16 protein-coding genes and 3 pseudogenes are annotated in these 15,756 nt (G+C 36.0%); 13 read left to right on the top strand and 6 right to left on the bottom strand.

Features of this window, described 5'->3' with window-relative positions:
- Positions 1 to 13 precede the first annotated feature (13 nt).
- The 7 genes and pseudogenes from D8Q48_RS09635 to D8Q48_RS17885 all read left to right on the top strand — a co-directional run.
- Positions 14 to 790, top strand: a complete 777-nt coding sequence (locus tag D8Q48_RS09635) for a DUF6414 family protein (protein WP_172696944.1) — start codon at positions 14 to 16, stop codon at positions 788 to 790.
- The gene (locus tag D8Q48_RS09630) at positions 777 to 1,895 is read left to right on the top strand and encodes an AAA family ATPase (RefSeq protein ID WP_117636751.1); all 1,119 of its coding nucleotides are present in this window, start codon (positions 777 to 779) and stop codon (positions 1,893 to 1,895) included. Before D8Q48_RS09635 ends, D8Q48_RS09630 begins: the two co-directional genes overlap by 14 nt.
- Before the next feature lie 267 nt (positions 1,896 to 2,162).
- Positions 2,163 to 4,556, top strand: coding sequence for an AAA family ATPase (locus D8Q48_RS09625; RefSeq protein ID WP_121056370.1), 2,394 nt, complete (start codon positions 2,163 to 2,165; stop codon positions 4,554 to 4,556).
- 175 nt (positions 4,557 to 4,731) lie between these two features.
- The gene (locus D8Q48_RS09620; RefSeq protein ID WP_117636749.1) at positions 4,732 to 5,097 is read left to right on the top strand and encodes a DUF3847 domain-containing protein; all 366 of its coding nucleotides are present in this window, start codon (positions 4,732 to 4,734) and stop codon (positions 5,095 to 5,097) included.
- Positions 5,097 to 5,798 carry a MobQ family relaxase gene (mobQ, locus tag D8Q48_RS09615; RefSeq protein ID WP_243116272.1) on the top strand — a complete coding sequence of 234 codons (702 nt, stop codon included), beginning with the start codon at positions 5,097 to 5,099 and terminating at the stop codon, positions 5,796 to 5,798. Before D8Q48_RS09620 ends, mobQ begins: the two co-directional genes overlap by 1 nt.
- Positions 5,783 to 6,274, top strand: coding sequence for a hypothetical protein (locus tag D8Q48_RS09610; protein WP_121056369.1), 492 nt, complete (start codon positions 5,783 to 5,785; stop codon positions 6,272 to 6,274). The genes mobQ and D8Q48_RS09610 overlap by 16 nt, the downstream gene beginning before the upstream one ends.
- A 141-nt stretch (positions 6,275 to 6,415) precedes the next feature.
- A pseudogene (locus D8Q48_RS17885) lies at positions 6,416 to 7,087 on the top strand (DEAD/DEAH box helicase family protein); the annotation flags it as partial.
- Positions 7,088 to 8,404: 1,317 nt separating this feature from the next.
- Here the strand turns inward: D8Q48_RS17885 and D8Q48_RS09600 are convergent.
- The 5 genes and pseudogenes from D8Q48_RS09600 to mobC form a co-directional block, all read right to left on the bottom strand.
- Positions 8,405 to 8,716 (bottom strand): annotated as a pseudogene (locus tag D8Q48_RS09600) (deoxyuridine 5'-triphosphate nucleotidohydrolase); the annotation flags it as partial.
- The gene (locus tag D8Q48_RS09595) at positions 8,706 to 9,485 is read right to left on the bottom strand and encodes an FAD-dependent thymidylate synthase (RefSeq protein ID WP_121056368.1); all 780 of its coding nucleotides are present in this window, start codon (positions 9,483 to 9,485) and stop codon (positions 8,706 to 8,708) included. The gene D8Q48_RS09595 and the pseudogene D8Q48_RS09600, both read right to left, overlap by 11 nt.
- A complete protein-coding gene (locus D8Q48_RS17555; RefSeq protein ID WP_243116271.1) occupies positions 9,472 to 10,011 on the bottom strand; it encodes a hypothetical protein in 540 nt (179 codons plus the stop codon). The genes D8Q48_RS09595 and D8Q48_RS17555 overlap by 14 nt, the downstream gene beginning before the upstream one ends.
- Complete coding sequence (locus D8Q48_RS17550) at positions 10,008 to 10,391, bottom strand: hypothetical protein (protein ID WP_243116270.1); 384 nt, start codon at positions 10,389 to 10,391, stop codon at positions 10,008 to 10,010. Before D8Q48_RS17550 ends, D8Q48_RS17555 begins: the two co-directional genes overlap by 4 nt.
- Positions 10,369 to 10,755, bottom strand: coding sequence for a plasmid mobilization relaxosome protein MobC (gene mobC, locus D8Q48_RS09585; RefSeq protein ID WP_121056367.1), 387 nt, complete (start codon positions 10,753 to 10,755; stop codon positions 10,369 to 10,371). Before mobC ends, D8Q48_RS17550 begins: the two co-directional genes overlap by 23 nt.
- Before the next feature lie 421 nt (positions 10,756 to 11,176).
- Here mobC and D8Q48_RS09580 point away from each other — a divergent pair, with 421 nt between their 5' ends.
- The 6 genes and pseudogenes from D8Q48_RS09580 (at position 11,177) to D8Q48_RS17545 (ending at position 14,364) form a co-directional block, all read left to right on the top strand.
- On the top strand, positions 11,177 to 11,776 hold the full coding sequence (locus D8Q48_RS09580) for a type IV toxin-antitoxin system AbiEi family antitoxin domain-containing protein (RefSeq protein WP_206027394.1): 600 nt from the start codon (positions 11,177 to 11,179) through the stop codon (positions 11,774 to 11,776).
- Positions 11,767 to 12,678: a nucleotidyl transferase AbiEii/AbiGii toxin family protein gene (locus D8Q48_RS09575; RefSeq protein ID WP_243116269.1), complete on the top strand. Its 912-nt coding sequence runs from the start codon at positions 11,767 to 11,769 to the stop codon at positions 12,676 to 12,678. The genes D8Q48_RS09580 and D8Q48_RS09575 overlap by 10 nt, the downstream gene beginning before the upstream one ends.
- 101 nt (positions 12,679 to 12,779) lie before the next feature.
- A complete protein-coding gene (locus tag D8Q48_RS09570) occupies positions 12,780 to 13,025 on the top strand; it encodes a DUF6462 family protein (RefSeq protein ID WP_121056393.1) in 246 nt (81 codons plus the stop codon).
- Between the two features lie 21 nt (positions 13,026 to 13,046).
- Entirely contained in the window at positions 13,047 to 13,397 is a 351-nt protein-coding gene (locus D8Q48_RS09565) for a DUF1016 N-terminal domain-containing protein (protein WP_243116268.1), read from the top strand.
- Positions 13,398 to 13,484: 87 nt separating this feature from the next.
- Entirely contained in the window at positions 13,485 to 14,021 is a 537-nt protein-coding gene (bilS, locus tag D8Q48_RS09560) for a flavodoxin family protein BilS (RefSeq protein ID WP_243116267.1), read from the top strand.
- A gap of 157 nt (positions 14,022 to 14,178) precedes the next feature.
- Positions 14,179 to 14,364, top strand: a pseudogene (locus D8Q48_RS17545) (DUF6440 family protein).
- Positions 14,365 to 14,458: 94 nt separating this feature from the next.
- Here the strand turns inward: D8Q48_RS17545 and D8Q48_RS09550 are convergent.
- Positions 14,459 to 15,466 (bottom strand): MerR family transcriptional regulator, encoded by a 1,008-nt coding sequence (locus D8Q48_RS09550; RefSeq protein ID WP_121056365.1) that lies wholly within the window; start codon positions 15,464 to 15,466, stop codon positions 14,459 to 14,461.
- Positions 15,467 to 15,756 lie beyond the last annotated feature (290 nt).

Genomic DNA, 15,756 nt, shown 5'->3' with positions numbered 1-15,756 from the left:
AGGAGCAGAAAAGTTGAAAAATAATAACATTGAGAAAACAGAGTTTCTAAAAATAGTATATTTTGATGAAGCTGCTGCACAGGATTATGTTGATGTTACCAATGGAGGACGGCTTGATTGGTCAACACAGGAAAATAAAGAAAAAATAGCTAAAATAGTTGCTGAAATTGAAGCTCAGGCCAAAAGTGGCTTTAATATTTTGAATTATATTAAAGCAACATTTCAGGGAAAGGTTGATGCCAGTGCTTCCGCTGAGCTGACCAGTGCTTTTGACAAAACAATAAAAAATACGTTGCTTACAGATTATATACAGGCAGCCTCCAAAGATGAACACGTAAAAAAATTCGAGAATAGTGGTGTTTATGCTCCAGAAAATTCTGTGACATTATATAAAATGCTCAGTTCATATTTGACAATTGTGCCTAAAGAAGAAATGCCAATAGATATGGAAAAATTAAATGAGGCAATATTAGGTGAACGGGGTTATTATGATATGCTTTTAAAGACAGAGAAAGAGCGGAAAAGCATATTGAGATTTAACCTTCAAGCATTTAAAAACAATTATAACCTTGTCGATTTGAGCAAAATGAAGCTGACATATTTCGGAATAAAGGTTGGAACTTGTGGCGAAAATCATTTATCAATTGATAAAGAGTTTGATTTTCAACCAGCAGAAGACAAGACTACAGCAGAAGAAATTGTTGAGGGAGAAAAGTCTGTTGCTGAAGAAGAAAAAGAATTAGATGTTTATGATATAGTATTGGCAGGTGTGGTACGTGAAGAAGATTGAAATTTTTGTAGGATCTGATTCTGCTTTTGAAAAAATTGTTCCGAAAAGTGCAAGAAATCTTAGTGAAATGGCAGCGAAACTTGATGATGGTAATAAAAAAATGGATGTGTTTGTTAACATTCCAGGGCAGCCAGAACCAAAGCCTAAGAAAAAGAAGAAACCGAGAGTGCAAGATTTTGTTATTCATGCAGATGAGTACTGTAGTGTTCAGGAACATGTAATTATAAACTTTATAAATTTTATTTTCCAAATGTCCATAACAAATATGTACATTCAAAATCCACCGAAAAATATTCGGGAGCAGATATATCGAACATTTGATAAAAGTATTATTCATGAAACACAACAGCCATATTTGGAAGTTTCAAAGGAAATGATACAAACATTTAACAGCCAATATAGTGAAAGAGTGATTGGTCAGGAAAGAGCAAAAAAGAAATTGCTTCAGGCAATATATCCTTTGGTAGATGGTAAGCAGAGTAAGCCTGTTGTAATATTGTTATATGGAGATTCAGGGCTTGGAAAGACGGAATCAGCACAGTATATGGCAGAATTGATGGGTGGAAAATTATTAAGAAAGCAGTTCTCTATGTATCAGAATAATGAGTCAGCCAATTACATTTTTGGTGGAAGATATAACGAGAAAAGCTTTGCACAAGATCTTTTGGCTAGAGAAACAAATGTACTGCTGTTTGATGAGTTTGATAAAGCGTTATCTGTATTTCATAGTGCATTTTATCAATTATTTGATGAGGGGATTTATGAAGATCATAATTACAAAGTGGTAGTAAATAAGGCAATTATTGTGTGTACTTCAAATTACAAAACAATTGATGAGATAAAAGAACATCTGGGATTGCCTATATATAACCGTTTTGACTCAATTATTAAATTTGATGATTTACCAGATATGGCAAAAGAAAAAATTGCGGAGAGGGAAATAGAAAGGTTAAAGAAAGATTATGATATCGAAGACAGAGAGCTGTTCGACAAAATAAAGGAAGGTGCAGTTACTCAATCAAATGCAAGAGAAATAAAACATTTGATTAAAGAGACTTTTTCACTTGTAGCACTCAAAAAAATATGTGGTGAAACGGAAATATAATTCTCTTAGCGAAGCTAAGAGCGCACTTCTATACAGGTGATTGCATCTACCTGTATCGTGCGACCTGCGGTGCTGTTCCCGGATTTGAAAAATCCCAATCCATGGATATAGCAAAATCATAGATTTCGGACAAGGGGAAAGCCTTTTGCGGCGGCATGCATATTCTTAGTTTTATATTAATCAAATGAGTTAGAAACAGATGATATCGACAGAGAAGGTAGAATATGGTATTTGAATGAAAATGTAAAATTTAAAGGGGAATTTTAAATGTTAAGAGATATTGCAGGCATAAGATTATGTGGTGCTAATTTTGATGAAGTAACGAATATATTATTATTAGATCCTCATGAGGGAAATAAGGTTAAGCCAGTTAAAGGGACTTTGCTTTATGGGAGAAATGGTGCAGGAAAGAGTACATTGGCTAAAGCGGTACGAAAGGCAAAGGGTGAGAGTCAGGATACAATTAGTCAAGCTGAATTTTTAAGCATTAACAATTTGCCAATTGAATTAACAGAAGAAGAAAAGTCGCATATTTTTGTATTTGATGAAGAATATATAGATAAGAATGTAAAATTCCATGAGTCAGGATTAGATACAATTATTATGCTAGGACACCAAGTTGAGATTGCAGAGCAGCTTCAGGAGGCTCAAAAAAATTTAGAGAAAGCTAAGGGGGAATTTGACATCCAAGAAAAAACACTAATAGAGAATGAAAAAATTGAATGTAAGAATTCGCCAAAGTATCATATAAAAAAGATGAGATTAGCATTACAAGGAGATGATTGCTGGGCTGGAAGAGATAAGTTAATAAAAAACAATCGTCAGAATACAGGGGTTCGAGATGATACATATAAGCAGTTTATTACCCTTACTACGACAAAAACCAGAGATCAATTAATTATAGAGTTCAATGAAACATTAAAAGTATTGCGTATAGCGCAGCAAGGGGATGCAGCAATATCAACAAAAGTACCTATATTTAATAAAAAATATGACGAGACAAATATCTTAAAACTTTTAAGAACAAAAATTGAGAGACCGGAATTGTCAGAAAGAGAATGTTATTTACTTGAACTAGCACAAACAGGGAGAAGTAGTCAGCTAAATGATATGATTGATATTTTTTCAAATACTGAAACGTATATATGCCCTACATGTCTGCAACCGGTATCGGAGAAGTATAAACAGGATTTAGTGCAAAGCGTTCAGAAAGTACTAAGTAAAACGGTTGAAGAACACTTAGCAGAACTGCGTACAGTTATGGCAGAAGAAATAGAAATTGATTTTTCACCATTTTCAAAATTGGAAATGTCTACGAACTCATGTTTAGAAATATTAGCACAAATAAATATGGGGATTAGGAATAATAATTTGCTGATTCAAAGTAAGATTGATAATCCGTATTCTATATGTAATGGGGAGATTATATCAGTTTCGAATTTATTGACACAACTGAATAAAGCACTTGAAAATTTAGAAAATGAGCGATTGGAATATAACAAGAAAATTACTGATACAAAACCGATAATAAAGCGTCTAACTGAAATCAATAATCTTATTGCATATCTAGATATTAGAGAATTATATATCCAATATCTAGCATGTAAAGCACAATTGAAAAAAGAACATGAGAAGTTAGAGGAAAGACGAGCTACATGCACTAATTTGACAAAGCTTGTGGATGAATTAGAAGCGAAACAAAAAAATGTTAGGGTGGCTCTTTCGATTATTAATAGGAATTTAAGTTATATTTTTTTCTCAAACGATAGATTCAAAATTGATTATCGTAACAATAATTATGTATTGCTTTCTAATGGGAAAACTGTACAGCCCTCTAAAATATCGCAGGGAGAAAGAAACATAATAGGACTGTGTTATTTTTTTGCAAGCATTTTAGAAAATCAGGAAGAAACAACTGCTTATACAAAAGAATATTTGCTGTTAATTGATGATCCTGTGTCAAGCTTTGATATGGAGAATAAGACTGGGATAATGTCTTTCCTAAGATATCAACTAGGAAAATTTTTGCTTGGAAATGAATATACAAAATCAATTATTATGACACATGACTTGCTTACATATTATGATTCTGAAAAAATGTTTGGAGAGTTGATTGAAGCAAGTAAAGTGAAATACGGTGGAGATAAGCCTGTTTATAAACGATATGAATTGAAAAATAAAATATTAATTCCATTTCCGCATAATGGGCGTCAAGAATATACAGAATTAATGAAAATTGTGTATAGATTTGCTTTGGGGGATGCTGATGAATATGAATTGGTAATAGGCAATATTATGAGACAAGTATTGGAAGCATTTTCTACATTTCAATACAAAAAAGGTATTGAGGAGGTTTCTACAGATCGAAGTATATTAGCAATACTACCAGAAAAAGAATATCAAAGTTACTTTGAAAATTTAATGTATAGATTGATATTGAATAATGGAAGCCATAGACTTGATCAAACCAGATCAATGTCAGATATGAATTTTTTTACAGTAATATCTGATTCGGAAAAGAAAAGGACAGCAAAAGAAATACTCTGTTTTATTTATCTCTTGAATGAGAAACACGTGTTAGCACATTTGGATGGATGTTCTAATGTGCAATCCAATTTGTCAAAGTGGTGTAATGATGTAAAAAATAAAGTGGGGGCTTAAGATACAATATTTATTTTCTTAGAAAAATACAAACTTATAGTGTTTCAAAATTTAATATTAAAAAATGAGATAAACATTTCGTTGGTTTAGAAATATATCTCAGTTTTACATCAAGAATCGGTGCCAGTAATTGTACCGGTTCTTTTTATTTACAGAAAAGTAGGAGGTTGAAAAATTGAGCAGAGCAAAAAATCCCAAATATGAATCTATGTCACTGGAAGAACTGAAAGCCAACATGGAAAAAAGTAAAAAGGAACTGGAATATGCGATCCACAATAAAAATATTCTGGAGCAGAGAAAGAAGTTGGTGGAACGGAAGGAACGTTCCCACAGATTGATTGTTAAAGGGGCAGAGTTTGAAAAAGCATTTCCATTATCAAGAGATCTGGAACAGGAAGAAGTTCAGGACGTTATGGAGCAGTTACAGAACAGTAGTTACAACAAAAGTATTGTGCGACAGGTTCACATAGCAGCCTTACACAAAGAACAACAGCAAATTGCAGAAGCAGTTGAAAAAGCAGAAAGAGGAGATGACGGCTAATGGCACTGTATCATTTTTCAGTAAAGCAAGTTTCCAGAGGAAAAGGTCAGACAGTGGTTAATTCCGCAGCTTATATTTCGGGGCAAAAGCTTTATAACGATTACTATGGACAGACGCATGATTATACAAAAAAGTCGGGAGTGGTTTTCACAGAAATCCTGACACCGGAATATGTGCCGGAACGTTTGTCTGACCGGGAAACACTTTGGAATGAGGTAGAGCAGATAGAGAAAAGTAAACGGGCACAGTTAGCTTATTCTTTTGATATTGCTTTACAAAATGAACTGACATTGGATGAAAATATAGAATTGGCGAGAGAGTTTTGCTGGGAGCAGTTCGTAGCTCGTGGCATGATTGTAGATCTGGCAGTTCATGAGGGAAAATCAAAGAACGAAGATGAACCAGACAATCCACATTTTCATGTACTTGCTCCAATCCGTCCTTTTACAGAAGAAGGAAGCTGGGGAAACAAGCAGAAACGGGAATATGTTTTGGATGAAGACGGAAATCGGATTAAAGATGCCAAAGGAAAGGATATATTCAATGCTGTTTCTACTACCGGATGGAATGATCCGGAGCTTTTAAAGGAATGGAGAAGAGCGTGGACAGAGAAGGTGAACGAAAAATTCCGGGAATGTCACATGGCAGCAAGAATTGATCATCGCTCTTACAAAGAGCAGAGGCTATGTTGGATATTATGACGGCTTTTCATGAATACAAACACTTGATTGATTATGTTTTGTTTTATAAGGTGGTTTGTGACAATGATATTGAACTGTTAAAGAAAAGTCCTATGAATATTACTTTTAATGTGTATAGTGAATACTCGGCGACATTGTTTGGAGTAAAAAAATATATTGACATAGCAAAATTCGAAGATATGACCCAGGAAGAATTGGCAAAATCAATTCTAGAAATAGCTAAGGAAGAATATTGGAATTTGCAAGGAGTAGAAAATAAATATCAGTTGCTTGTTCATAGTATGCAGTATTTAGGAAATATTATGGGATGTAGTACCTTTGTTGATAGTGCTGATATTCAAAGTCTTATTAGTGAAATGGAATTGTTAGATGAATTGCTTCCGACATTCAATCACATTGCTGCATATGAGAATACATATGAGTGGTACGAGAATTTAGATAGGATAATGCGTGATTTCGTGGATGGGGGGTGCTAATAGTTGAAATTTAACTTTAAGATACAACAATATCAAACAGAGGCGGTTGAAGCAGTAGTAAAAGTATTTAACGGACAAGGGTATCATGACAAGATTAAATATATTCGTGATTTGGGAAAAATAAAGCCTAATGGCACACAGATGACATTGAATTTAAATAATGATGAAGCTGGTTACTATGATCCAAGTGATGATATAGGATATAAAAATGAGTTGATTGAGTTATCGGATGAACAGCTTTTAAAGAATATTCAAACCATTCAAAAGCAGAACAATATTAAAACGTCAGCTTCACTGGTTAAAGATTTGGGAAAATGTAGTCTTGATATAGAAATGGAAACAGGAACAGGAAAGACTTATGTATATATCAAGACAATGTTCGAACTGAATAAAAGATATGGCTGGAGTAAATTTATTGTTGTTGTACCGAGTATTGCTATTCGTGAGGGTGTAAAGAAATCATTTGATATAACTGCGGACCATTTTATGGAGTACTATCATAAAAAAATCCGACCATTTGTATATAACAGTTCAAGGTTAAATGAACTTGACAATTTTTCTAGTGGTTCTGGAATCAATATAATGATCATCAATACACAGGCTTTTGCGGCATCGCTAAAAGAAGGTGGACGAAGTAAAGAATCCCGTATTATTTATTCTAAGCGTGATGAATTTGCATCTCGTCGACCGATTGATGTTATTAAAGCGAATAGACCGATTATCATTCTGGATGAGCCACAGAAGATGGGAGGAGATGTAACACAAAAAGCAATTAAAAACTTTAATCCGTTGTTTACACTTAATTATTCGGCAACGCATAAGAAACAACATAACCTTATCTATGTGCTTGATGCATTGGATGCTTTCAATAAGAAACTGGTTAAGAAAATCGAAGTAAAAGGATTTGAAGTTAAGAATTTTAGAGGGACAGACAGTTATTTATATCTGGAGCAGATTGTTCTTTCAAGCAAAAAGCCACCAATGGCAAAAATTGAATTGGAGATTGGTTATAATAAGTCCATCAATAGAGAACCACGAACTCTGGGTGTTGGGGATGATTTGTATTATATTTCTCAGGAGATGGAACAGTATAAAGGATATACGATTTCGGAAATTGATCCACTTAAAGGAACAGTGACATTTACCAATGGCGAAGTAATCAAAGCAGGAGATGTGGTCGGAGATGTGAGTGAAAATGATATGCGGCGTATTCAGATTAGAGAAACCATTCTGTCTCATTTTGAAAAAGAAGAAAAGCTCTATAATATGGGGATTAAATGCTTATCGTTGTTTTTTATTGATGAAGTAGCAAAATACCGGCAATATGATGAAAACGGAGATGAAGTGCTGGGAGAGTATGGGAAGATGTTTGAGCAGGAATACATGAATGTACTTAATGATTACGTTACACTGCTCGACACACCATATCAGAAATATTTGAAATCAACTTGTAGTGATGTGAGTTCCGTCCATAAGGGATACTTCAGTATCGACAAAAAAGGACATGCTATTAATAGTAAACTTAAACGTGGAAGTGAGTTCTCAGACGATATTTCAGCATATGACTTGATTTTGAAAAATAAAGAACGCCTACTCTCATTTGAGGAACCGACAAGGTTTATTTTTTCACATTCAGCACTTCGTGAAGGCTGGGATAATCCAAATGTGTTCCAGATCTGTACGTTGAAGCATTCAGACAGCAATACCGCAAAGCGTCAGGAAGTAGGACGTGGACTGCGACTTTGTGTAAATCAGGGCGGAAATCGTATGGATATTCAGGCATTGGGAGAATCTATACATGATATTAACACATTGACGGTAGTTGCTAGTGAAAGTTACAAAACGTTTGTTACTGATTTGCAGTCTGATATTAAGACGGTTCTTTATGACAGACCAACGGAAGCAACGAGTGAATATTTTAAAGGGAAATATGTCAAAGTCGATGGAGAGCCTACATTGATTGATGACAAAACCGCAAATGACATCGAATTTTATCTTATTCAGAATGGTTATGTCGATATGGACAGAAAAGTTACAGATAAATATCGCGAGGATATTAAGAATGGAACGGTTGCGGATTTACCTGAGAAATTAAAGCCAATGGCAGAAAGCATCCATATGCTTATTCAGTGTGTCTTTATGAATGGTCTGAGACGATGTGCTTACGTTGCTGATAATGGCATGGATCTCACCACGATAACCGGAGTCAATCGGTGGAAGTTCGCATACCAGTCCTTTTGCTGCCATGCTACTTCGAGGAAAGACATATCCGGCAAATCCATCCGGGATGATGAGACCGAATTCAAGCGGAATCCTAGCAACCTCGCCTAGTTGTAATGTGTAATCATAAGGCATGAATACATCAGCACTGGCATTATTTTCATGTGGCCGGAATGGATGATGATTTGCTTTCAGACCAAAGTCAATCAGTTTAATCTTTATGGCGGCTCACCTCCTTCCTGATGAGCAATGGATAATCTTCTTTTAAGATATCTGACGGCATCCAAAATTTTGAAATAGGGTTCTGGCAGGACATCTGTTTTTCCATGCAGCGTCCTCTTTGACAGAATGGACCGGTCAGATATGGTGCAAAAAGGATTGGACTTAATTTGTATAATCTCTGCCAGATATAGAGCATTACAATCCTGGTTTCGTCTGTATTTCTTCGGCAGGTTCTCTGGCCAATCATATGCTTCCACTGGGAAGGTGTCGCGCTGATGATCAGTACGTTTCGAAGTCCCTGAGGTGTAGCACATCCGGCTGAGTCATGATCAATGCCTAAATCACAAAGCTCTGCATAGTGATTCAAATCTGACTGACAGCTTTTCTTGTAAATATCCTTGATTTCTTCATCTGCTTTCATAATTTCATATGGAATAGCAAATGCAGCGTGACCGGAATAGTTGCTGTACTGCAAAGATGCACTCATGTATTTTACTTCGTTCTGATGCCTTGTGATCTGTGCCAGGAAACGTCTGCTTGCATCAACAACAGCCACGGTAATGATCATGAATTTCTGTACGGTTGGATGAGGAGGTCTAGCAATGTTTTCTACGGTTTTCTGACTGTAGGATTGATGGTAAAGTTCCATCAGATCCGCCATGTTCTGGATCGTATGACCGTGCTGTGTAAGTCTGGCAGCAAAGACCATATTCTGTTCTGCTTCCTGAATTCCATAGCAGTTTAAGATGGCTGTTTCAATGTGATCCATAGGCCCGTTCCTCCTTTACCAGATCTTTTAATTTTTCTTTCAAGCTGCTTAATGCTCCTTTTTCGGAAGCAATCTGCTGTTGCAGTTTTTCTTTTTGTAAAGCAAGAGTTTTCAGGCTTGTCATTTTTCCATCCTGATAAAAGGATTTCAGCCAATCTCTGGCTTCTTCGTATTTCTGAATTTCCTTCTCATGTTCTTTCCGGTAGTTTCCTTTGTACTTTGCATTTGAAAATTGGGAATAAACTTCCTTATTTGCATAGTACTGTCCGGTATAACGGATCTGATCGTTGAGAATCCTTAGATCGGACCGATGCTGAGCAAGCTGTGTCTGCATTGCCTTCACATTTGTCTGGAGATTTACAACCAGGCGGAGGTGAAATCTGACGTAGAGAATGGCCAAAGGATCCTTGTGTAAGAAGGTCTGTTCCAGATGTTCTTTTCCATATCGTGTTCCAAGTGCTCGTTCAGTAATCCGCTTCTGCCGATCAGGATGAAGATAGCTGTATCTGCCACGATGCTCAATCACAGAGATCTGAAATTGTTCCAGAAGTTTGGATTGGAATTCATCAAAACTATTGGATGTGGCAGCGCATTCATCAATTGCATTTCGCAAATATTCTTTCTGCGTAAGGAATACGGTGGATCGTAGCTGATAATGTAGTGGTGACTTTTGATATCTTCACGTTTCTTATTCTTGTGAAAACGAGCATTTGTCAGTTCAAATTCCTTGTCAAAAGACATCGGATCACAGTTCACCCCATCCATATAAAATTCTTTTCGAAGGATGCTTCGACCGGATTTATCCAGAATCTTTTTTCCAGTTTTCTCATCGTGTTCAAACAGAAGATAATTGATAGCAGCTGAGTAATTTGCATTTCTGCTTTTAATATGTTTTACGATTGCCATTCATACCACCTGCCAGTTTCAGTACTTCTTTTCTCAGCTGAAATAAGTCAGTGATGCACTGATGGATTTCATTTTCTACAGCACGAGACTGACTTCCACCACTGTTAAAATGCTTGGCAATCTGATTGAGATTTGATCCAATCTTTCCATATTCACTGACCAGTTTTCTGAGATCGTTCATGTCTGCAACAACTTCAATCTGATGATTGATTTGCTTCTCAAGCAGAAGTTTTCTCACATATTCAGAACGGGAAAGTCCTGTAATGTCAGCGGCTTCATTTAACACTTCCAATTCAATATCCGTTAATTTTAACGTGATGATGTTACTTCTCATGAGATTCTTTTCTTTCTTCTTAGGTGCCATAGTCCTCCTTCCTTTTTGATAAGACATCTTGGATGTGCGATTACACTTTTTAACCGGCTGTCCCTTCCGGTTATATAAGGTGCTGCGACTATCTTAGATAGAGAGCCAACAGATATCCTTGATGTCTGTACGAGGGTATGGGGAATCGGAATCCCCATCAAGAGACTTACCCGGAGGTATGCCGTAGCCATAAAATGGCGATACGGTAATACCTGGGTGGATCTTGCACTAATCTACGAACCCTCTTACATATACAAAAGATGGAGGGGTAAAATACAGGGTGTGAGAGAAAGAATTTTGGAACTTGATACAAAAACATATTACTTTTTGTATCAAGTTGATTTTTCTCGACATTTGTGTATAATAGAACTTGGTACAAAAACTATTAAGAAATTGTATGAAGTTGTTTAAGGAGATGTGCATGAATACGGTTATGAATTATGAATCAATATTTAAACGATATGGAGGAATAATGCGTACCTGCGAACTTACAAGGGAAGGTATATCTTATCAGGTACTTCAAAATCTAATAGAACAAGGAAGCGTAGAAAAGATTAAGTATGGTTATTATCAATGGCAGGATGAAAAGGCTTTTACAGAAGTGTCAGTAATAACGGCACTCTTTCCCAAAGCTATTATCTGTGACATGTCAGCTGCGATGTATTATGGTTATACGGATCGTGTGCCAGGAGTCTGGCATATAGCTGTAGATAATAAGTCTGCAAGAAACAAATTCAAGCTAGATTTTCCTATCATAAAACCACATTTTATTGAAACATCCAGGTTGAATATTGGTGTGAGTGAAGGAAACATAGATGGAATTACGGTAAAGATTTATGACAGAGAGCGTGTTGTATGTGATTGTTTGCGTCATGTTAATACGATGGATGGAGAGGTCTTTAATACTGTAATCCAAAGGTATATTGGTGATAAAAAGAAAGATGCTGCGAAACTAATGATGTATGCCTCAAAGCTTGGTGTGGAGAAGAAAGCAAGAAGGGTGGTTGGAATATGGCTGTAAAAGAGATAAAAGATATGGGTGCATCTGTGCTCACAAGATTAAAGAAACAGGCGAAAGAAACAGGAATCAACTATCAGACTTGTCTACAGCTTTTTGCACAGGAAGAGTTTCTTCGTAAGCTTGAAATGTCAGGATATGCAGAGAATCTTGTTTTGAAAGGTGGAATGTTCTTATACACTATTTCAAATTATGAGGGCAGACCAACTATGGATATTGATTTCATGCTAAGAAGAATGTCAAATGATGTAGCTGGGATGGAAACAATCATGGAGGAAATTTGCCAAACAGATACTCACAATGATTTTATTAGTATGGAAGTGCTAGGAACGAGGAAAATCACTCCAGAGAAAAAGTATCCTGGTATAGGTATTAATTTGATGGCTCATATCAAAAATGTGAGAATTCCATTTTCTGTTGATATTGGTGTAGATGACGTGATAGTACCTGGTGCAGTTAAGCGAACTGTGGCAACTAGGCTGGAAGGCTTTGAGGAACCAAATATTTATACATATTCTTTGGAGAGCACAATGGCAGAGAAATTTGATGCCATCTTAAAGAGAATGACTGCTTCTAGTAGGATGAAAGATTTTTATGATATTTATTACTGGTCGCAGGTATTTGATTTTGAAGGCAGGGTGTTGCAGGAAGCAATTTCTGAAACCTTGCAACATAGAGGAACGCCATACGAGAAAGATAGCATGGAACAAATAAGAGCATTTGATCAGAATGAATTCCTTCAAAAATTGTGGAATAATTACAATCCAGGACCAGGGCTTGAAAAGCCGGATTTTTCTTCTGTATTGGTTCAGATTAATCGGTTTATTTGCCCTGTATATGGAGCACTACTGCGAGAAGATGAATTCTTTGGGATGTGGTCATCGAAAGAAAATGTATGGAAATAACTTGTTTAAAAAAAATTGCATATCAGAGGCTGTATTTTCACCCTCCTTCTTTTGTATATATGAAAGATATTTTTTTATGTACGAAGGAAGGAGGTTTTTTCATGCCTAAAGTCAGAAAAGAAATTCCAGAATTGGAAAAGCTGGTGCAGGTCGGAAGAAAGAAATTTGTCCGTTATGAGGAAGGGGCACAATTATATTCTATGGGGTTGCATACATTTCAGGAATTAGCGAAAGATGCAAAAGCAGTCTATCATGTGAAGAGAGTTGTTCTGGTTAATACAGAGATTGTGGATGAGAACCAGTATCCGGTTACGGAAAAGGAAGATATAAATTCAAGAAGTAATTAGAAATTCCAAGGAGCGATGGTTATGGAGAATAAATTAGAAAAAATCGGTCAAAATAGTTTTATGGATAATTTTGTTAAAACCGATGACATCTTAAATGATATGTGTGGGATTATTGAGTCCTCACAAAAAGCTGCATATCAGGCTGTCAATACATTGCTCGTGCAGAGAAATTGGTTGATTGGTTACAGAATAGCAGAAGAAGAATTAGGTGGAGATGAACGCTCGGAGTATGGGTTAAAGGTAATAAAGAAAATTTCTAAAGAACTGACTCAGCGATATGGAAAGGGATATGATAGAAGCAATTTGTATCATTGCTGCTATGCAGGCACGATATATCGGAATGTTCTAGGCAGGATGATAAAGAAACAGTAAAGTTATCGCATAGACACGGTAATTATGCTATACTGTGTCTATGCAAATCACAATGGATTTGTAAACTGGATTTTATGGAGGCAAAAGATGGAAAAAGAGTGTTTGCATGAAATTAAAAATATGAAAAATGCAGTTGTATTCAGCAGTAAAACAGGTAATACAAAGCAATTAGCTGATGAGATCTGTAATGTCCTTCCGGAAAAAACAATAAAATATTTTGGTTCTCCGGAGGCAGCTCCTTTGGATGCAGATTGTTATTATGTTGGATTTTGGACGGACAAGGGACATTGTAACGCTGAGATAGGAACTTTTTTGAAAAAAATCAAAGGCAAAGAAGTATTTTTGTTCGGCACAGCTGGGTTCGGAGGGGATTCGGAATACTTTGATAAGATTCTGAAAAAGGTAGAAAAAAATCTTGATCACAGTAATGTTTTGCGTGGCAGCTATATGTGTCAGGGGAAAATGCCAAATTCCGTGAGGGAGCGATATATGAAAATGAAGAATAGTCCACTGCCAGTTCCGAACATTGATGCTATGATAGAAAATTTTGACAGGGCAGTTTCACATCCGGATGAACAGGATTTAGAGCAGTTCAGACAGGTCATCGCTTCGTCTCAAAAATAATATGGAATATTCGAAAAATACAAGGTGTCAGGCACTATGAAGCATGTCACACTGTTGAGGATATATTTGAGTTCACAGATTTTTAGTCGTAGAATACCAATTTACGGATTTTGAAACCGAGAAATCGGGATTGTGCGCTTAACGAGGAGGAATAAACATGGCAAAGCAAGAAGAAAGATTTGAAGTTATATTTAGAGATGGAAGTTCGCTTAAAAATGAAGGGATTCGCTAAATTCTTGTAGATAAGGAAACTGGAGTTAATTATCTTTGTTGGAAATCTGGATACGGGGCTGGTATTACACCTCTTCTGGATTCTGAAGGAAAAGTCATAGTTACAAAGTAAAATACAAGTTTGTAGAATTCAAAAATTTTGATTACCACAAAATAATATGGGGAGCGTAAGATTGTAGTGACTTATGCTCCCCTTTTTCTATGTTTTACCAGTCGGCTCCAAGTATCAATTGTGGGAAATTTGCTAAGAGCTCCAGCTCACCATGCTGACTGTGAATCAAATCGATTTTGTCTTCCAGTAATTTGAGAAGCAGTGTTTCAAGGTCTTTTCCTTCAGAAGCCTCGGTCAGCCAATCATAGACTCTTTCACAAGCAATGTGGATATTGTTGCAGTAATTAACAAACAGCGGACTAATCTCTAACATAATCGAACAGATTTCGCTGTCATAAATCTGTATTTCTGGATAAATATACAGAGAATAATATCTTTTCCATGCATCAATATTTTCATCATTTTTTGTAAATGAGTGGATTCGGTTTTTCATTTCTTCCGCATATTGCAAACAGCCTTCCTGATCCAATGATGCAACATAATTGATATGTTTGTCTTTCTTTTTGAACAACCGATCAATGTCGGTGATGCTGAGCGTATGAAGGAACTGACTAATCTTTTGGCAGTTTTCATTGTACTGAATATTTGTAAGATGATTTAATTTCTGCCACAGAAATTCCTGATATTCGGTTAATGGTGGTTCCGGAAGGAAGTGAACCCACAGAATACGGTTGACCTGAAGTTTATCATTTGCATCAAAAGAATCATTTTCCGTATAAGCTTGTATTTCCGGTATATGAATCTGAACTCCTAAATTATATAATTTATCAATATCTGTATTGACCGGAAGTCGTTCAAAAAGGTCATTCATCGCATTTAAAATTCCTTCTAAATGCTTTTGTTCTTTCTGAAGCTCTTTGATATGCTGGTTTAAATATAGTCCGGTACTATCAGGCGTATTTAAAATGGATCTGATCACAGAAATAGAAAGACCGGCGCTTCGAAATAAACGGATCAAAGCAAGTCGTTTTACCTCTTCTTCTGAGAAATCATAATAACCGTTCTGTTCATCAGAAACAGGAGAAAGCAACCCTTCTTTAATATAATAATGAATATTTCTTTTCGTAAATCCGCTGATCTTACAGATGTCCTGCATTCGCATAACAACACCCTCCTTGCAACATCATCATAGATATAATTATAGTATACTCACTCAAAAGCGTACAGTCAACTGTACAGCTGAAAGCGTATTATTTCTTGATCACATATTTCTTGTGGGAATTTTAACTAATCTAAGTCGAAAAAAGGTGAAAATTAAAGAGAGAAGTTTGGCGATAATGCGTTATTGACGTGCATTCTTCTGTACAGTGTAAACTATAAGTAACGCAAAACTCGTAACAAGAATGAAGGGGCATTCTTGAAAAATTAAATAAGAAAAAGGAGGCTGATTTT

This window comes from Ruminococcus sp. B05, from assembly GCF_003628495.1.
Lineage (GTDB): Bacteria > Bacillota > Clostridia > Lachnospirales > Lachnospiraceae > Schaedlerella > Schaedlerella hominis.
This window is presented reverse-complemented; position numbering and strand designations above follow the sequence as displayed.